A 19204-nucleotide genomic window follows, 5' to 3' on the forward strand; every position below is an offset into this window, starting at 1 on the left:
CGATGTTTTTTTAAAAAACTAATACGAAACTGTTAAACTTTATATTACTTAAAATTCAAGTTTTATAAGTATTTCTTTTGAACGTTTATAACTATACTTTTGATATGAAATAATTGAATAATTTTTTAAAAAAAGTATTTTAAAAGAACATCGTTCAAGGTATTTTTTTGTAAATTTATGATGAAATTATAAAATCATTTCATTTGTATTATTTTATTACTTAACCCTTTAAATTATTTAAATTATGAAAAAAATGATGGTGATTGCTCTGTTTGCAATCTTTACAATGTCTACGTATGCTCAACAGTCTAAAGACGAAATTTCAATTTTACAAAGTGCTTATGGAATGCAAAAAAGAGAGCTTGTAGCTAAATTTATGGATGTTAGCGAAGCTCAATCGGCAACATTTTGGAAATTGTATGAAGAATATGAAGTAGCTCGTAAAGCTATTGGTACAAAAAGAGCTAATAATATCTTGGAATATGCCAAAAAATATGATGCAATTACCGATGAGAATGTTCAAAACATGGTGAAAGTATCCATGGAAGTACACAAAGAATTTGATGCTCTTTGGGAGAAAACCTATAAAAAAATGTCAAAAGCATTATCTCCAAAAACAGCTGCTAAATTTTACCAATTAGAATTGTATTTAGAAAATATGGTTCGTACCGAACTTTCAGAAAGTATTCCAATGATTGATGAATTGAAATAATAAATCAAATTATTACAATAAAAAAGCTAACGGTTTATTTAATCGTTAGCTTTTTTTATGCTTCTAATATTCACTTGAAAGTATTTAATTTTATTCTTTGTTGCGAGTATGGTATACGTTATTTCTTGTTCTCAAAAGTAACATCACACACCAAAAAGCTAATCCAATATGTGTTACTACAGCAAGCCACAAGACTATTCCCATTAGATTTTCATAAAACCCGGCATAGCTTAGTAAAAGTGAGGAAACTATATTGTAGAATAATAAAGCTGTTAGTAATCCTAAAGCACTATTGTTTTTTCTTAAAAACCAGCATACAAGGGCAATTGAAAATAAAGCTGCACCAGCAATCCTAGTGATCATAATACCCAGAGGCTCCACTAATGGAGCCCCGAGTAAAAGTGAAATTACAATTGATGGTTTTGAAAGTAATGCTATACCAGTGGTACCCTCTAAAAACGAACTTACTGTTAAGAATTTTTTCATAAATCAATTTCTATCTATCAAACTTCTTTTATGATTGCTATTTACTGAGATCAACAGTTACTTTTTTTATTTTACCCGTAAATTTGTTGTCTCCCTCTTTATAATCATTCGAAACACTTGTTTCATTATCCATACCAACATCAACACCTTCATCTGCGGAGTATACAAATGGGATTGTTTTCGGTATTTGAGTTTCGGCTACTTTTTCACCATCAATATATAAAATACATTTGCCTCCTGCAGCAGGTTTGGGAGAATCAGCAATAAATTCATATTTAATTGTGTGTTTCCCGGCTGTAAGTATATTTGGAGAAACTATTTTGGTGCGTTCTAATCCAAAGAAATTATATTCGTGACATGCTTTTCCTTCTTTCATGTATAGTGACCAACCGCCAAAACGACCTGCTTGAGCAATAATAACACCGTTTGTAGCAGCATCCTTTAACTCAATTTCAGAAGTGATGGTATAATTTTTATTTTTAATGTTGATAAACACATTTTCCATAATTCCTGTCATCCCTTCGTACAATGTTAAAGATTTTCGACTGCCCATAACATCCGGTCGTCCTGCTATTTCAGCATTAAATCGTTCTGCACGACGATCATCAATAGGAAAAACATTATTTTTAATAGCTTCTTGGTTGAAAATATCCTGTAATTCTTTTAGTTTTTTAGGATTACTAGCGGCAAGATCGATATTTTGCGTAAAATCGTCGTTTACATTATATAATTCCCAAACATCGTCTTTTAAAGCAGGTAGTGTTGCACCCATAACCCAAGGAATTGAATGGCGTGTGCATGCAACCCATCCATTGTGATAGATGCCGCGATTTCCAAACATTTCAAAGTATTGCGTAGTATGCTTTTCAGGAGCTTTTTCGTTGTCCATTGAATACATAAAGGATGTGCCACTAAATGGAATTTGTTCGGTGCCATTTACAGATTTAGGAAAAGGTAAACCTGCAGCTTCTAAGATGGTAGGTGCTAGATCTGTTACATGGGTAAACTGCGAACGTATCCCAGATTTTGCTTGAATACCTTTTGGCCAATGTACCACCATTCCAGTTCTTGTGCCGCCAAAATGTGAAGCCACTTGTTTTGCCCATTTATAGGGAGTATTACAAGCATGTGCCCAACCTACAGAAAAATGGGGGAAAGTTTCCGGGCCACCCCAATCCTCGAGATGTCCCATCATTTGTTCAGCCTTGCCGGGTATGCCGTTTAACGCCATTAACTCATTATAGGAACCTTCCAACCCGCCTTCTGCACTTGCACCATTATCTCCAGCGATGTAAATAAATAAGGTGTTGTCTAATTCTCCCATTTCTTCTAAAGATTGAACTAATCGACCTACTTCATAATCAGTGTGTTCAGCAAAACCGGCAAAAACTTCCATTTGTCTTGCAAATAATTTTTGTTGCGTTGGTGTCAAAGAATTCCATGCAGGAATTTCGTTGGGACGAGGGGTTAACTCCGCATTTTTCGGAATGATTCCCAAAGCTTTTTGTTTTTCAAAAGTTTCCTCACGGTATTTGTCCCAACCTTGGTCAAATTTCCCCTTATACTTTTCTATGAAGTCTTTTGGTGCATGATGAGGAGCATGTGTTCCTCCAGGTGCAAAATACATATAAAAAGGTTTGTCAGGAGTCAAACTTTGTTGAGCATTTACCCAGTTGATGGCCTGATTCGTCATGTCGGTAGTAAAATGATAATTAGGGTCTTTAGGCACTTCAACTCTTGTGATTCCATCATAGACTGCGGGAGCCCATTGATTTGTTTCACCTCCTATAAAACCGTAAAATTTATCAAATCCTGAGCGAGTTGGCCAACGGTCAAAAGGTCCTGAAACAGAAACTTCCCAAGGTGCAGTTTCGTGATATTTTCCAAAAGCGGCTGTACTATATCCATTTAATCGTAACATTTCAGCTAATGGTGCAACCGAGTTTGGTCGAACTCCTGAATTTCCTTGAAATGCAGTAGCTAATTCCATAACTGCTCCTGCATTATTTAAATGATGGTTCCTTCCGGTAAGCAAAGCAACACGTGTGGGTGAACACAATGAGGTTGTATGAAATCGATTGTATTTTAATCCATTATTAGCTAATTTTTCCAAAGTTGGTTCGTTTACTTTACCTCCAAATGCAGCAGAGGTGCCATAACCTTGGTCATCAATTAAAACAACCACCACATTGGGTGCTTTTTCAGGAGCGTTTACTTCAAAACGACTAGGTGCTTTTGCTTGACGTGCATCTAAGATGGTTTCTTTTGGATAGGACGGTTCTTTTACCGGCAAGGATGTTCTGTCAATGGTGTACGTTTGTTTTTTTGCATCAGTGGTTTCCTTTCCCTTTTGTGCGTAACTAAAAAAACTTATTCCAAGAAGAAGAAGTAAAGGTAGTTTGTGAATTATCTTCATAATTGATTTTTTTAAGTGGTTAGTGAATTAAGTGTATCAGCTTTTCTAAGAGATTGAAATTTTTTATGTTCTAAAAAAAATTATTTATTATTATTTGAAGAGATTGATTTAAAAACATAAATTTAATTCAAACCACTTATTTAATGATAGTTAAATATGAAATAAAAACTTCTGAACGTGAATTCAGAAGTTTTTCTAATTTCATTACTTCATTCAAATTTTAACAATTTCTAATTAATTTTTTGATATTGTTCGACCGTATAATGCTTGAACGTGACGAGCATTATTTCCTTCAATTTTATTAATTGCTTCAATTTGTGCAGCAGAGGCTTCAAAGATGTGTTTAGTAATATACCAACGAACGGTTTCAGTGTAGGGAGGTGTAGTTAATGAACCGCGGTAATTGTAAAAAGCACCTTTTAAGTTTTTAGGAATGTTTCCAAATAAATCATGTAGTGTAACTTTTCCAGCTTTTAAATCTGCAGTGCCTTTTTCATCTTTAGGGATGGCATTTAGGAAATCTGCAATGAACTTATTTTCTTTTCCTTCTTTAAATAAAACACCAATTACCAAATATTGAGGTGTTGCATTTTTATCTTCATTTGGCATAATGTTCACAATATGCATTTCCATCGGATAGGTCATTCCGTCAATTAAATGCTCTGATGGTGTGTGAAAATGGCATTGCTTGAAAGCGAATAGGGTATCATCTTGAGTGATGGTACTGCCTTCAGCAAAATCTAATTGAACCGTATGTCCCAAATTTTCGATTTTGTTAATTTCATCCTTGAAATATAAGGTTATCTCATGCTTACCATCAGTATTAGTACTAGAGATAATATTTACCGGCGATTGTTCAAATCCGTGATCCAGTCCCGGTAAAATATAACCTTGCAGTTTTTTTGTTTCCGCATCGGGAGCTGTCGCATTGACTTCATTAGCATTTTCAGGAGTTTCGGGAGTTGCTTCTTGCTTGTTTTGTCCACAGCTCATTAGTAATGCAGTGAGGCCAATAATCAGTGTTCTTAATTGTAAATTCATAGTTATTCTTGTTTAGATGTTATTAAAATAATTTATTAAATTTATAAGTTGCATTCATCTGAAAACGGAAAGCAGTTCCGGAACTATCGTCAACATTAATACGTTCACCAACCAGGGCTTCAACACCAAAAGTTAGGTTTTTTACTGCATCCCAAAATAAATTAATCGAACCGTAGTAGCTTGATTGATAATCTGATGCAGTTAAATTATCGTTTTCTTCAACATTTAACAAACCACCTGTTAAAGAAGAATACACATGATCTTTCCAATAATGTTGATAAGTAAAATTCAATCCGGCCATTTGCAAAGCTTCTAATTCGTTAGTTCCATTGTAGATGGCATCATAGTTTAGTCCACTGGCTCCCTGAATATACCTTGAAACACCGGTACCCATCACACCTTGGAACTTTATTTTATCTTTTGCTCCAACTTTTATTGAAGACATTACTGTAGCTCCATATCCATAAAGGCTTCGAGCTTCATCACTTTCATAACGTATCTCTCTGAACAAAGCTGCAGCTTTTATAAATCCAAACGAGCCATTGATTCGATAGGCTCCAATTACATCCGGAAAACGTTCTGACAATGTTTTAATTCCTCCGCCTAATGTTATTGATTCCGTTGGATTTTCTAAAGAAACTGAGAGAACATTTTTTGATTTGTAAGTAGAAAAACGAACTTGTGGTGTTCTTGACAAGGTTGAACTGTTGGGGCCTTCAAAATCAACTGTTGTGGGATTAACCTCTTCATCAAAAAAGTTACTCCATGTCATTCCAACCATTACAAATTTATAATTTGCATAAGCATGACGCATTCGAAATAAACCTGTTGCATCTGTTGCATCATTATGAAAATCTCCTTCTATCTTTATTAATAATATTTCTTCACCTAATTTATGCTTAATATCTAGTCCTATTCGGGATTGTTTAGCCCCCATGAAAAAATTAGGGTTTTTAGTTGCATCGACTTTGATATTGGCAGGGACAAATAAATCACTTCTGCCTAATTCTTGGTCATCCCAAACCAAGGTTGTGCGTCCAAATCCATACAGAGAAAATTGTGTTGCATCCTCTGTCAGAGTTTGTGCAGATAAAGTACAAGTAATAAATTGGAATGAAATTAGGGTAAAATAAAATTTTGATGTTTTCATAGGATTAAAATAGTTAAAATAGTACACTTATATGACAAAAAATTACCTGAACAAAAAGATTATCTACTTTATTGAAAAGTTTACGGATTAGCTAAATTAATGTTTTTTTTGTTAATTTTTAGATAAAATTTAATATTTTTTAAAAGCTATACTTATTAAAAATGTGTTGTATCATTCTTAATCGAATAAGTAAATCATCTGCTAAAATTTAAATGTATAAGACTATTTATATCACTAATTATTGCAACTAATCTTAATAATACATTGTGCTATAAATGATAATAGAATATCTTTTTTTTGTATTTGTATTCATCATTAATGTGTTTTAAGAATTTTATATCGTCCTGCCTAAACAAATCACAATGTTTTTAATCCTGCAGTCATTTATAATGATTTCAATGTTTGAAACTATTTACCTGAAGATCGAAATAAAAAACACCCTAAATTGAGAGTGTCTTTTAAAGTTATTTAATTGTTTTTATGACACCAATAATACCCAAAGCACAATCAATGCAGGGCCAAATAATCCAATTAAAGTGCCGCCTAAACGCAAGTCTTTTTGTTCAATCAACCCGGTACTGTAAACAATTGCATTGGGTGGTGTTGAAACGGGAAGAAACAATGCAGTAGAGGCAGACAATCCGATAATCATGGCAACTTCCAATTGCATGTTCGGTAAAATAGCCATTCCCAAAGGTATTAAAACCGTGCTCGTTGCCGTATTACTCATAATGTTAGAAAACAACATGGTCGCGTAAGCTAAAATTAATAAGAACACAGTGTCGGAAACATTTATCGTGGCAATTCTTTCAGCATAGATTGATAATAATCCGGTTTCTTGGAGTCCGATTCCTAATGATAATCCACCCGCAACTAAAAGTAGCGTGTCCCAACCCATTTTACGAATATCCTCTCCTTTTAAAACTCCGGTTAAAGTTAAAACTACTAATGGTATGGCAGAAACAGCTGCTGCTTTTATTCCGTGAAGCGGACTACTCAACCACATGATGAGTGTTACAATCAAAACTCCAATTACTATATTACGTTGTAACTTTAATTGGGAATCAGTACCTTTTTTAGCGGTGCTTGATTCATTTTCAATCGGTTCAATAACTTTCATAAACAATTTGACAAGAACCCACCAACTAATGAAGGTTAAAAGAATTGCAACAGGTAATCCAAATTTTAACCAATTTATAAATTCCATTGAAATGCCCACGTTGTTTAAAGCTCCAACAGCTATGGCATTGGGTGGAGTTCCAATCAAGGTTCCCATTCCTCCGGTTGTAGCGGCAATTGGAATTCCTAAGAGCAAGGCTTTGCCTGTTTTTGATTCCTTTCCTAGTTTATTAATTAGTGGAATTAAAGAAGCTACAACCATGGCAGTTGTTGCCGTGTTCGAAATTAACATGGAAGCAATCATGGTTACGGTCATCAATCCAAATAATATCCATTTTGGGTTGGTTCCGCAGATTTTAAGTGTCATGTTGATTAAATCTTCATCCAGCTTTGTTTTGGTCATAGCCGATGCTAAGAAAAAGCCACCCAAAAGCAACCAGATGACCGAACTCGAAAAGGTGTTGGCAAAAACGGATATGTCTTGAGGTTTATCCGTGAACACATCAAATCCTAGGCTATACACTAAAAAAGCGATGATAAATAATCCCACAGAAAAAGGAGAAACAGCTTCTGTCAGCCATAATAAAACAGAGAAAACAAGTAAAAATAATACATCATTTTGTGCTTGTGTGAATTCAGGTTCCTTTACAAGAAATGTTACAACCAATGCGATTACTAATGAAAGTATAAAATTGATTATATTTTTATTTGTTGCATAGAACGATTGTGATGCAGCTGGTTTCATATGCTTGAAATTTGATTATAAATGAAAACTGAACAGATTTAAAACGTGCTATTTTAATTTCTGTTCAGTTTAAATTTTTGAATGAGGTATTTGTTGTTTTAAAATATTCCTAAAGGAGATACAAATCCAATCGCTATTCGTCCGGTTGAATAATCGGTCGCACCAGTTGAACTTGTGGCATAATCCGAATAGTCATAATCTCTACCTACGTAGTTGATGTAAAAACGAAGATTCAAATTTTCAAATGGATAGTATTCAACCGTTGGAATAAAACCTAAAGCTGTTCTGAAACGATCTTCTGTTTTGTTAGGAATTCCATCTGCTTTCCAATCGGCTGTATCGTACATTCCCACAAAGGCAAAATTCCATTTTGCATTCAATCGATAGTAGATGTGCAACCAATGACCAATATATAAAGTATTTTCTAAAGCATAAGGATACAAATCATCCGGTACAGTTTCACTAATGATGCCGGTTCGATCTAAATCTTCGGAACTCCATTTAAAATCGTATTCAATCGTAAACTTGTTAAATTTTAATTGATTACCTAAGGCAATGTAATTCATATTGGTTTTTTCAGCTTCGTTATGGATGGCATACGACCAAATAGTATTGAATTTTCCATCAAAAAAACTACCTCTCCAATTCGCAATAAATGCTAATGGAGCTTTTGATTCGGTGATGTTGGGTTGTTGTCCATACAATTCTTCAAAAGTTTTTGTTCTGGAATCTAACACTTGAATCGTAGCTTGGTGTTTCGGGTGAAATTTATAACTGGCTCCAACGCCTGTTAAAAAGTTATCGGCATATTCAATAATATCTGAATATTCGTAGATATCAATTGGATTATAATCAAACTCATACGCACCCCAATCGGCACACATTTTACCTGCCGAGATATTGAATTTTTCAGAAATATCAACCCGAATATAGGCTAAATCTGTGGAACGACTCAAGTTGTCAATCGATTGTGGGTCTTGCGAACGGGTGTATCGGTCACGGAAACGGAAATACACTTTTTCATGCACCATTCCACGAAATTCAAGTCGGAATTGCTCATTTACAAAACGGGATTGGGTATAATCGCCATCAATAAATTCATTTCGTTCTGCAAAACGCATATTGGCAATCATGCTCATGTTTTTTAAAAGCCCTTGTTTGGTTTCCGGTATCAATGTTTTATATTGAATCGTATCACCTGTTTGTTGCTCTTTTTTTTGTGAAAAAAGCATCATAGGAAACAGTAGAAACCAAACAACCCAAATTATTTTATTTGAATAGTTCATTTGGTATCGATTAAATTAATAATTGATAAACAATTTTTGTAATTCTTCTCTACTTCTTTCTTTTAATAAAGCAAGCATCAAAAGAATTCTGGCTTTTTGAGGGTTTAATTCGTCTGAAGAAACAGTTCCGTAATCTTCGTCAACAATTTCCCCTTTAATTAAAACCGCTCCGATAGGAACACGGGAAGCTCTCACTACGGGCACGCCTGCTTTGGTTGCTTTTTTAACGGCCTCCAAAGTTGCTGTATTCATGTTTCCGTCACCAACACCTGCAATGATAATTCCTTTCGCTCCGGCTTTAACCATTAAATCTACTAAGTCCGCAGAGGAGTCAGCACAAGCATATAAAATATCTACTCTTGGCAATGATTTGATTCCGTTTACAGAAAATTCACTTTTGGTTGTATTCAATCCATGTGGTTTATGGAAAAACAATGTTTCACCAAAAATAACGGTACCAATTAAGCCTTCTTGAGGCGATTGAAACGTTTGAACCGGAGTAGTAATCATTTTTTTAACATCATGAGCAGAATGTATCTCGTCATTCATTACTACCATTACACCATAACCTTTAGCGTCAGGATGAGCGGCTAATGCTACTGCGTTATATAAGTTTAGCGGACCTTCAGCACTTAAAGCGGTTGATGGACGCATAGAGCCCGTTAAAACAACCGGTTTGTCGCTTTTAACTACGAGTGTCAAAAAATAAGCCGTTTCTTCTTGGGTGTCAGTTCCGTGTGTAATAACGATGCCATCCACGTCTTTGGTTGCTAAAAGTTCATTGATTCTGTTGGCTAAGTCCAGCCATACTTTTACACTCATGTCTTGCGAACCTACGTTGGCGATTTGTTCACCTCTTAAATTGGCTAATTTTCTAATGTTTGGAACGGCATCAATCATTGCATCAATTTTTACTTGACCGGATGTGTAAGCAGAACCGGTTGAACTGGCTCCTGCTCCTGCAATTGTGCCTCCTGTTGCTAATACCACAACATTTGGTAACTTTTTATCTTGTGCAAATCCCAACATGCTGAATGAAAGGATGAACAAGAATGTCATTTTTTTTATAAAATTTACATTTGTTTTCATTAGGTTTAATTTTGATTGGTTGTTATTTACTTTTATTTTTTTACTTCTGTCATGGTAGCTGGGTCTAATAATTTTTGGATTTCAGCTTCCGTTAATAATTTTTTCTCACGTATTAATTCCAAAATACCTTTGTTGGTCGCAAGAGCTTCTTTGGCTAATTCGGTTGTTTTTTCATATCCTAAAACTGGGTTTAATGCGGTAACAATCCCAACACTTCGTTCGATATTGCGTTTTTGAACATCCGCATTGGCAGTAATTCCATCGATACACTGCGTTCTAAAAAGAGGAAAAGTTTTGTAGAATAATGCTTGAGATTCCATGATTGCGATAGCTTCAACAGGCTCGTAGGCATTTAATTGTAATAATCCTGAATGAGCAGCTAAAGTCACCGTAAAATCATTACCCATTACTTTAAAAGTTACCAAATTCATTAATTCGGGCATCACCGGATTTACTTTTCCCGGCATAATAGAAGATCCAGGTTGTTTTGCAGGTAAATTAATTTCAAATATTCCAGTTCGTGGTCCAGAAGCTAAAAAGATTAAATCGCTACTTATTTTTGAAAGAGTTACAGCCATACTTTTTAATGCGGATGAATACATTACAAACCCTTGTTGACTACTGGTTGCTGAAATTAAATCGTTGCTTAAAAACATAGGTTTTCCAGTAATTTTAGCTAAGTGAACGGCACATTTACTAGCATAACCAGGCGAAGCTGTAATACCGGTTCCAATGGCAGTAGCTCCCATATTATGTTCATATAAATAAGCCTCCATTTGACGTAAAGTTTTTATCTCTGCATCCAATTGGTTTCCAAAGGCATGGAATTCTTGACCAACGGTCATTGGAACTGCATCTTGACCTTCGGTACGACCCATTTTTAATATATTTTTAAACTCTTCTCCTTTTTTGTGAAAGGACTGAGAAAGCAATTCTGCCTCTTTAATGAGTTTGTCATTGTGTAATAATAATGCAACTTTAATGGCGGTAGGGTAGACATCATTGGTCGATTGTCCCATATTCAAATCATCATGAGGTTCTATGAATTGGTATTCACCTTTTTTCTTGCCCATCATTTCTAAGGCAATATTTGCCAATACTTCGTTAGCATTCATATTTGCTGAAGTTCCGGCACCACCTTGGTATAAATCGACAATAAATTGTTCATGGTATTTTCCGTCCATAACAGCTAAGCATGCTTTTTCAATGGCAGCAAGTCTGTCTTTTTTTAATCTTCCGTCTTCTGCATTGGCTCTGGCGGCTGCTAATTTTACCATTGCATACGCTCTTACATAATCCGGATAAAAATTTGTTTTAACGCCACTTACTTGAAAATTTTCTAAAGCACGGGCTGTTTGAACACCATAATAAGCTTCAAACGGTATTTGTTTTTCGCCTAATAAATCTCGCTCAGTTCTTGTTTTTTGAGCATACAGTGTTCCGATACAAAGAACTAATCCGAGTAGAAGTATTTCTTTGATTAATGATACTGATTTCATACTATTTATAGATTAAATTAAAAAAAGATTGATTGTAATAATAAGCCTGCAATAACGGAGGCTATAGTGGTAACAATTCCAGGCATCATGAAACTGTGATTTAATACATATTTTCCAATTTTTGTTGATCCGGTTCGGTCAAATTGAATGGCTGTTAATAAAGTGGGATAACCCGGAATAAAAAAGTGTCCATTGACAGCGGGAAAAATGCCAATCAAATAGGCTGGTGGTAATCCCAATGATAATCCGAGCGGCATTAATGCTTTAGCTGTTGATGCTTGACTGTATAAAAGCATACTCAAACAAAATAAAGCAATGGCAAATGTCCAAGGATAAGATGCAACTAAAGAACCTAATGTTTGTTGAATGGTTTCAAAATTATTGTCCATAAAAGTGCTACTCATCCAAACGACGCCAAATACGGAAATGGTAGCTTGACCTGCCGACATGAATAAACTGGCTTTGGTAATTTGAGAAGCAGTTGTGTTGGCCAATAAGATGATTAAACCTGTAGCACCCAACATAATCATCATAATCATAGAAGGCATCATGACATGACCTGCTGCATTGACTGCAAATCCGGGTTTAAATCCTTCGGTGTTTCCAAATTCAGGTAATAATTCCGGAAAAGATCCTAAGAGCACAACTAATAAAACCGCAACACCAAAAATCACCACAGATTTTATAGCTCCCGGAGCTATTGTTTTTTGGGATTGCTCTTTTGGACCTTCCAAATTTTTTACAAATTCAGGATCTTTCATGCGTTCCAAAAATTCAGGATCTTCATTTAGTTCTTTCCCGCGTTTCCAAACAAATAGAATTCCAATAATTACACCTATTAAGGTAGCCGGAATACAAATCATCAATATATCTGCTAATTTGATTCCACTTGGTACTAATACCGTTAACAAAGCTGCCGCTGCTGCCGAAACAGGACTAGCTGTAATAGCCATATGAGCTGCAGTTACACTCATGCTCATGGCTCGTTCAGGGCGAATTTTATTTTTAATGGCTACTTCTGCAATAATGGGCATAATAGAGTAGGAGATGTGTGCGGTTCCTGCAAATAATACAAAGGCATAAGTAATTAGTGGGCCTAAAAAAGTTATCTGTCCTGGGTGTTTTCTGAGAATTTTTCCGGCAATTTCAACTAAATAATCCATTCCTCCAGCTGCTTGAAGTGCTGCTGCGGCGGTAACCACACTCAAAATAATTAACATCACTTCCAATGGTGGGTCGGATGGTTGCATTCCGAAAACAAAAAGGAGCACTAGCAATCCAATCATGCCCATTACTCCCAATCCAATACCCGACATTCGGGCACCAATAAAAATACAAACTAATACTATGGCGAGCTGAAGTAATATCATACTAAATGATAATTTAATTAATAAATATCAGCAGATAGTTGAATTGTAATATGTTTAGTTGTTTAACAATTAAATCTTAAAAAAATAAACAATTAAAAATAGAAGGCATTTAAATTTCTGATAATCCTAAAATTTCTATATAAAATTAAGAAATTTTTTCGTTAAAAATTAATTTTTTACACTCTTTTTTGTAGTGATTTTTTAAGGAAATTAATTAATTTTTTATGTCCTTTAGTGCTAAATAAAAAGGAGAACAAATTTTGTTCTCCTTTTTTAACTCTATTGAAATTCTATTTCTATTCTTCTGATTTTGAAATTACTACTTTTTCAAAAGTTATTTATTTTTCAGTAATATTTAAACAATACCATTTTAAGATCTTCTTCTAAAATACTTTGTTTTAAATCAGTTTTTAATGGATAAATTTTTAACCTCTTCCTCTTGATCTACCACCGCCTGAAGGTCTGCCACCGCCAGATGCTCTTCCACTACTTGATCCACCTGACATTCTTCCTTGATATTGTTGCGTTTGCGTATTACCACGTTGTCTGTCGCTGGATGCTTTATTCATTTCATCGTGGCTTGAGGTTTGATTTGCTGCCGATTGACTTCCATTTTTTGGTACGTTTGATGGTGTTTGCGTTTGGGATTTAGTTTGAGCTTGGTTTTGAGTTTGATTTTGTGGCTGTTGCTGAGCTTGTGCGTTTCCGCTACCGCCTTGTTGCCAACCATCACCAGTATTTGAATATACGTTTCCGTTAACGGAGGCATATTTATCACCGCTTGCAGTTTTCACGGCAGCTCCACTATTATTTTGGCCACTACCTGCTACAGCTTTTCCTCCTTGTGAGTTGGCAGCACTTGCAGTTGTGCCTTGTGATGTAGTTTGGTGAGCTGTAGTAGTTGTTTTTCCCGCAGCATTGGTGCGTGTAGTTGTTCCATAACTACCATAGGCATTGGATGTTTGTCGCGTTGTGGCACTTCCGCCTGTATATGGATTGTATGCTTGAGCTGCTGAAGTGGTGCCATATGCTGTAGAAGCTGATGCACCTCTTGCTACCGTACCAGTAGATGGATTATATGCTTGAGCACCGGTAGCACTGCCGTAGGGGCCATATGCTGTTGCACTTCTTGCGTATGTTCCGGTATTTGGATTGTAGGAAGCATGATAGGAAACGCCTCCGTAGGGATAGGCGTGATATGCATAACAACCATAGGTATATGGATAATGGTAATAGACCGGATAGCCATACGGAGGGTAGTAATAATAAGGCGGATAATAAAAGCCAGTACCTGATATTATGACTACTGTTGTTGAGGTGTTTACAACATATACTCCCTCGTACCCTGAAGTGTAGCTCGATACTACAGCTCCTGAAGAATCTTCTTTTTGAGTTACATAGGTCACATTATAAACGGGTGATGAGGCAGGTATTTTATAAATTTCTGCAGGAATATAAGTAGCAATAATCCATGGGCCATTAGGCGAATTTGCTTCAAACCATATCCCATTCTCGCATACAAAATAATCTTTTTTGGCAACCATGATTACTTTTGACGATGTATTAACTGCATACGATAATGTGGTAGTCTCAATGGGTTCGAACTTTGGTTCTCCTGAATAAATGACATTGACTGAGTTGGCAGCATCTTTAGGGATATTTATTGTGGTAGGAATTTGAGCAATCATCACTGCATCAGCTGCTTGTTCGCTACCTGGCACAAATGCCAAAATTGACGATGCAGGACTATCGTTAGGAATGTGTAAAAAGTCAGCAGGTAAATTTGATGAAGCAAAAACCCATGGCCCATTTAAACTTTGCGAACTAAACCATCTTCCGGAGCTTAAATAATAGTACTGATTGTCAGTGGAGCAAAAAAACAAATCACTGGTCGTGTTGGTTGCAAATTTTAAACTTGTCCCTTTTATTGATGAATAAGTTGGATTCCCTTCAAAAAGAATTAGCTCTGCAAGTTTGTCTGAGTAAATAATTTCGGGAATTTTCGCATTTGGTTTTGTTTTTGCAGGGATTGCCCCTTTAAGGTTATCCCAAACTTTGTCTGATGATAATTTTACAATTGAATTGGGTACAGTACTAGTAAACTTCCATGGGCCATTAATTGCCGAAGCTGTTTGCCATTCTAATCCATCATATAAATAAAAAAAGTTGCTATTTGTGTCTACAAAGACAGGAAAATTTGCATTGACAATAAAGTCTAAATTAGGTTGACCTGAGGCAGCTTTTACCATAGGACCTGTTAATTGAAATAATACAGCAGGCGTGGTGCTGTGAAAAAGTATTGGAGGATCATTATTAACAACAACATTAGATGTTTTTTGTTCTTTGGGAGTGCAAGCCACTACTTGATTTAATGACATCGTAAGTGTATGATTAGGCTCTAAAAAAGAACGAACTTTAGGTTCCAAATTTTTAGCAGTGGATGCATCTTCATAGGGGAAATGTACCTTCGTGATAACCATATTTGAAATTAATACAGTGTTTTTCTCTTTGTTTACCTCTGTTTTCGCGGTCATGTACAAGACTCCCAAAACTTCATCGCTTGAATTTGGAACCAATGAGAAAGCTAAGCGGTAGGTAATGTTCTTGTAGTCTTGCCAATCTTCTACTTGAGGTTGATACATTGTTAAAACGGAACTTTTGTTTGTAAGTGTTCTTGGCCAATTAACAATTTGGCTAAAACAACTATTTCCAAAAGTAAATAGAATAAAAAAGAGGATTAAATATTTTTTCATTGGTTGGTATTTCTTTTAGTGGATATAAATATTGGTAAATTTCTTTTGATTGTTAAATAATAATAACGTCAAAAACAAAAATTATTTAAATAAACAGCGAGCATAAATAAGTGAAAAACAGTTTTAGTAATTAAATTTTAAAATGTAAGTTCAAATTGTCAACTCAATTGCTAAGGTTTGAATTTTATTATAAGAATTTAAAATTTATTTCTAATTAACATTGATAAAAAAATCAGGCACTATTTATTTTATGTCTGTATAATTTACAATATATAGTCGACGACAAAATCAATAATTAATTCAAATTTCAATTATTCCTCTATAGTAAAAACTTCTTCTTCAACTACTGTATTCTTATCAGATGTGCTAACTTCAACCCATTTCACAATCAAATTGTACACAATAGTTAGGATAATAGCTCCTGTAAAAAGTCCAATAAAACCGTTAGCAATAAAACCGCCAATCGTTCCAACAAAAACAACCAACATTGGAGCTGGTGCACCTTTGCCCATTAATATTGGTTTTAAAACATTGTCAATGACACTTAAAAAGACAATCCATATTGTAAGTAATACTGCCGTTGTTGTATCAGCACTTCCCCAGATGTAAATTACAACTCCTAAGGCTACAGGAAAAATACCAATTTGGACGATTGCCAGTAATAAACAAACAATAGCCCATAATCCGGCAAAAGGGACTCCGGCAATAACAAGTCCAATACCCACTAGAGATGATTGAATAAAAGCTACTCCTAAGATTCCTTTTGTAACATTTTGTATCGTTTTGCTAATGGTAGAATTTATTTCCTTTCCATTTTCTCCGGCAATTTTGATAAATAAAGCATCTGTAAATCTCGTTATAGATTCAGAATAAATCAAGGCTATTCCACTTATGATAATTGCCCCTATAAAAATCAAAATACCTTTTCCAACACTTGATAGTAGTTCTATTAATTTTAAGGCAACCGGTTTTAATTGATCTTGGTGTTTTAAAATAAATGACGATTTATCTACGGAAACTTCTGTCCATGCGGCATAAATTTTTTCACCAATAATTGGCCAGTTTTTTACACTTTCGCTCGGTGTAGTTAATTGTAATTGATTGGCATGAATTGCATTTTTAATTTCTTTTACTTCCTCAAAGGAGGCAAACAGAAGCCAAACGGAAGGAAGTATAATTAATAGCAATAGTGTAATTGTTAAAAGTATGGCTGCAATTGTATTTTTGCCTTTTAATTTGTTGGTTAGTTTGGTGTGTAAAGGCTGTAGAGCTATTGCTAATATTAATCCCCAAAGAAGAATATTTAAAAAAGGCTCAATAATATGATAGCATTTAATTAAGATAATTGACAATACTACCAATTGAATGGCATAAAAAACAACTTTATTTTGAGAAGATTGGTTGTTTTCGATTGTTTTATGATTTTCCATACTAATGACTAGTTAATTTGTTTACTAAAAAAACCACAGAATAATTTTTTTTGAAAGATTCTGTGGTTGTTGAATTTTTACAGCTCGTTATATTATTTTGCTTTTGGAGGATAATTAGCCATAATTTGATTCACACCATAATTGATGTTTTCTTCTCTTTTTTGAGCACTTGCATTTTCATCAATGGTTTTTACACCGGTGCCTTGCCAAACTAATTTGTTGGTGTTTTTGTCGATCATGGCAATCATTAAAGTACCTTCAGTATAAGTGTCATAGCTTACTTGTGTAGTAGTAAACCCGCTTCCGTAGCCATAACCTCTGTATCCATAATAGCCGCCATAACCACCATAACCGGTTGTTGTTGCCGTTGCCGTTTGATATTGTTGGCCTTTAACATGAATATCAATAATCACATCAGGATTTCCGGATTCTGTAAACCCTTTTGCAGCCAGTTCGTTTTTGATAGCTTTAAATAAGCGATCTTTATTCAATTGGTCCATCTGAAGTTCCATGGATTGTTGACTGAAAGCATAAGTTTTGAATTTAGTAAAATCAACATCCTTATCATAATCATAATTTGTTTTGATAGAAGAACAGGCTGTTAAAATAAATAGTACTGATAATAAAGCTATTTTTTTCATAATTATAAGATTTTATTGTTTTTAAATTGATTGAATTAATGAAGATTGTTTAACAAATTTACGAAACATTTCAGTTCAAATTTTTTAAATACTAATTTAATAGTTGTGAATTCTTAAAAAATTACGTCAGAAAGTTTCTCCTACGACCAAATAAAAACCTTTGGAACCGTTTTGCCCAATGGCAAAGTCCATTCCTAAATTTAACCGGCCCGCACGTTCTAAAAGCAATCGTAAACCGGCACCACCTGCAGGTCTGATTCCTTCGAATAATCGTAATTTTTCAATGTATTCGGTTCCAATTGTTATCTCATCTCTTGAGGTTGTGGTGGCACTTCCAAACGCTACACCACTTAACAATCCGCTTTTTGAAATAGGAAAACGATATTCCGCTTCTGCGGTAATCCACGAGTTGCCTCTGAATCTTCCACCAACATAACCTCGGCCAATTCTGTTTCGCATGTCATTTCCACTCGAAGGAAGATGTAAATAAGGTGTGTCACCGGCTAATGTAAATTGTCCAATTCCCCATAAGGCTAACAAATGTCTTGGGTTTATTTTAGACAGTGGTTTGAATAATCTGGTTTCGATGGATACCATTTGGTAATCTGTTTCACTACCTAAAAATTGGGGGTTAAACCGATATGAAGCATGAATAAAATTTCCTTCATAAGCGTTCACAGTATGATCACGATCATCAATCAAAAAATCGGCACTTATTCCTGAGGATAAATAGTTGTTGGGATCAAATCCGTACAGTAAACTATACGCATAGTGGCTGGTGATAACAGGTTCTGGAGCATCTAAATCCAAGTTTAAATCGTTGATTTTGTAATGATAATCCAAATGATAGCCGCCTCCAACATAAATTCTTTTGGTGATGGCTTTCAGTGCAGTCAAATGTACTCGCACTTGATTGGATTCAATCGGTTGGGCTCCACTAACTCCGGTAGTTTCCACTCCGCCAATTAACCAGCTTTCTTGAACAGGTTGACTGTAGTCACTTCCTAAGCCATAGGTATTTTCAGAAAAAACACTGTATTTCAAATCGACCAACATTTCCCAGGAATTATTGGGCATCATGACAGTTCCTTTTATTGAGCTGATGAATTGTTTGTTGGTTGTATATTGAATGGATACATTTAAATTTGAAATATTGGTCGTTTCAGGATTTCCAAGATAAATTGAACCGGTTCCTCCTAATCCATAAAAGAAACCTAAGGTTGGATTTGACCCTAGTATTGGCACTGCAAACCACATCAATTTATCCTCTTTTGGTAAACCGGTATCATTTTTTGACTTTTCTTTTCCTTTGATTACCATTTTCAAATCTAAAGGATATATATTCTGAAGTGGATGAGACAAACTGTCCTTTTGGGCATGAAGACCAGAAGGAAATAAGTTAGCAAGCAAATAGACTAAGAAAGTTAATCTAAAAGGGAATTGAAAAAGGTTCATTTGACTTTGATT

14 protein-coding genes are annotated in these 19204 nt (G+C 35.0%); 1 reads left to right on the forward strand and 13 read right to left on the reverse strand.

The window, feature by feature from the left end; genetic code table 11:
- The first annotated feature begins 244 nt into the window (after nt 1–244).
- On the forward strand, nt 245–712 hold the full coding sequence (locus tag C0512_RS05585) for a hypothetical protein (protein WP_290859593.1): 468 nt from the start codon (nt 245–247) through the stop codon (nt 710–712).
- Between the two features lie 90 nt (nt 713–802).
- Here C0512_RS05585 and C0512_RS05590 read toward each other — a convergent pair whose 3' ends face one another.
- The 13 genes from C0512_RS05590 to C0512_RS05650 form a co-directional block, all read right to left on the reverse strand.
- The gene (locus C0512_RS05590) at nt 803–1198 is read right to left on the reverse strand and encodes a hypothetical protein (RefSeq protein WP_290859595.1); all 396 of its coding nucleotides are present in this window, start codon (nt 1196–1198) and stop codon (nt 803–805) included.
- Between the two features lie 37 nt (nt 1199–1235).
- A complete protein-coding gene (locus C0512_RS05595; RefSeq protein ID WP_290859597.1) occupies nt 1236–3614 on the reverse strand; it encodes an arylsulfatase in 2379 nt (792 codons plus the stop codon).
- A 234-nt stretch (nt 3615–3848) separates the two neighbouring features.
- Nucleotides 3849–4655 carry a carbonic anhydrase family protein gene (locus C0512_RS05600; RefSeq protein WP_290859599.1) on the reverse strand — a complete coding sequence of 269 codons (807 nt, stop codon included), beginning with the start codon at nt 4653–4655 and terminating at the stop codon, nt 3849–3851.
- A gap of 22 nt (nt 4656–4677) precedes the next feature.
- Nucleotides 4678–5805: a DcaP family trimeric outer membrane transporter gene (locus tag C0512_RS05605; RefSeq protein ID WP_290859601.1), complete on the reverse strand. Its 1128-nt coding sequence runs from the start codon at nt 5803–5805 to the stop codon at nt 4678–4680.
- A gap of 478 nt (nt 5806–6283) precedes the next feature.
- Nucleotides 6284–7669, reverse strand: a complete 1386-nt coding sequence (locus C0512_RS05610; RefSeq protein ID WP_290859603.1) for a DASS family sodium-coupled anion symporter — start codon at nt 7667–7669, stop codon at nt 6284–6286.
- 98 nt (nt 7670–7767) lie between these two features.
- A complete protein-coding gene (locus C0512_RS05615; RefSeq protein WP_290859604.1) occupies nt 7768–8955 on the reverse strand; it encodes a porin in 1188 nt (395 codons plus the stop codon).
- A 15-nt stretch (nt 8956–8970) separates the two neighbouring features.
- Nucleotides 8971–10044, reverse strand: coding sequence for a type II asparaginase (locus C0512_RS05620; protein WP_290859606.1), 1074 nt, complete (start codon nt 10042–10044; stop codon nt 8971–8973).
- A gap of 32 nt (nt 10045–10076) precedes the next feature.
- Nucleotides 10077–11543, reverse strand: coding sequence for an aspartate ammonia-lyase (locus C0512_RS05625; protein ID WP_290859607.1), 1467 nt, complete (start codon nt 11541–11543; stop codon nt 10077–10079).
- A 17-nt stretch (nt 11544–11560) separates the two neighbouring features.
- Entirely contained in the window at nt 11561–12913 is a 1353-nt protein-coding gene (locus C0512_RS05630; protein WP_290859608.1) for an anaerobic C4-dicarboxylate transporter family protein, read from the reverse strand.
- 425 nt (nt 12914–13338) lie between these two features.
- Entirely contained in the window at nt 13339–15666 is a 2328-nt protein-coding gene (locus tag C0512_RS05635) for a hypothetical protein (protein ID WP_290859609.1), read from the reverse strand.
- Nucleotides 15667–15977: 311 nt separating this feature from the next.
- On the reverse strand, nt 15978–17096 hold the full coding sequence (locus C0512_RS05640; protein ID WP_290859610.1) for an AI-2E family transporter: 1119 nt from the start codon (nt 17094–17096) through the stop codon (nt 15978–15980).
- Between the two features lie 92 nt (nt 17097–17188).
- On the reverse strand, nt 17189–17737 hold the full coding sequence (locus C0512_RS05645) for a DUF4136 domain-containing protein (protein ID WP_290859611.1): 549 nt from the start codon (nt 17735–17737) through the stop codon (nt 17189–17191).
- Between the two features lie 126 nt (nt 17738–17863).
- Nucleotides 17864–19192 carry a BamA/TamA family outer membrane protein gene (locus C0512_RS05650; RefSeq protein WP_290859613.1) on the reverse strand — a complete coding sequence of 443 codons (1329 nt, stop codon included), beginning with the start codon at nt 19190–19192 and terminating at the stop codon, nt 17864–17866.
- Between the last annotated feature and the right edge of the window lie 12 nt (nt 19193–19204).

The sequence above is a fragment of the Flavobacterium sp. genome, from assembly GCF_013822155.1.
Classification (GTDB): domain Bacteria; phylum Bacteroidota; class Bacteroidia; order Flavobacteriales; family Flavobacteriaceae; genus Flavobacterium.

What these genes read in the sequence shown, in the direction of transcription:
- C0512_RS05585 (WP_290859593.1), top strand. Translation starts at nt 245, where the DNA reads ATGAAAAAAATGATGGTGATTGCTCTGTTTGCAATCTTTACAATGTCT.
- C0512_RS05590 (WP_290859595.1), bottom strand. Translation starts at nt 1,198, where the DNA reads ATGAAAAAATTCTTAACAGTAAGTTCGTTTTTAGAGGGTACCACTGGT.
- C0512_RS05595 (WP_290859597.1), bottom strand. Translation starts at nt 3,614, where the DNA reads ATGAAGATAATTCACAAACTACCTTTACTTCTTCTTCTTGGAATAAGT.
- C0512_RS05600 (WP_290859599.1), bottom strand. Translation starts at nt 4,655, where the DNA reads ATGAATTTACAATTAAGAACACTGATTATTGGCCTCACTGCATTACTA.
- C0512_RS05605 (WP_290859601.1), bottom strand. Translation starts at nt 5,805, where the DNA reads ATGAAAACATCAAAATTTTATTTTACCCTAATTTCATTCCAATTTATT.
- C0512_RS05610 (WP_290859603.1), bottom strand. Translation starts at nt 7,669, where the DNA reads ATGAAACCAGCTGCATCACAATCGTTCTATGCAACAAATAAAAATATA.
- C0512_RS05615 (WP_290859604.1), bottom strand. Translation starts at nt 8,955, where the DNA reads ATGAACTATTCAAATAAAATAATTTGGGTTGTTTGGTTTCTACTGTTT.
- C0512_RS05620 (WP_290859606.1), bottom strand. Translation starts at nt 10,044, where the DNA reads ATGAAAACAAATGTAAATTTTATAAAAAAAATGACATTCTTGTTCATC.
- C0512_RS05625 (WP_290859607.1), bottom strand. Translation starts at nt 11,543, where the DNA reads ATGAAATCAGTATCATTAATCAAAGAAATACTTCTACTCGGATTAGTT.
- C0512_RS05630 (WP_290859608.1), bottom strand. Translation starts at nt 12,913, where the DNA reads ATGATATTACTTCAGCTCGCCATAGTATTAGTTTGTATTTTTATTGGT.
- C0512_RS05635 (WP_290859609.1), bottom strand. Translation starts at nt 15,666, where the DNA reads ATGAAAAAATATTTAATCCTCTTTTTTATTCTATTTACTTTTGGAAAT.
- C0512_RS05640 (WP_290859610.1), bottom strand. Translation starts at nt 17,096, where the DNA reads ATGGAAAATCATAAAACAATCGAAAACAACCAATCTTCTCAAAATAAA.
- C0512_RS05645 (WP_290859611.1), bottom strand. Translation starts at nt 17,737, where the DNA reads ATGAAAAAAATAGCTTTATTATCAGTACTATTTATTTTAACAGCCTGT.
- C0512_RS05650 (WP_290859613.1), bottom strand. Translation starts at nt 19,192, where the DNA reads ATGAACCTTTTTCAATTCCCTTTTAGATTAACTTTCTTAGTCTATTTG.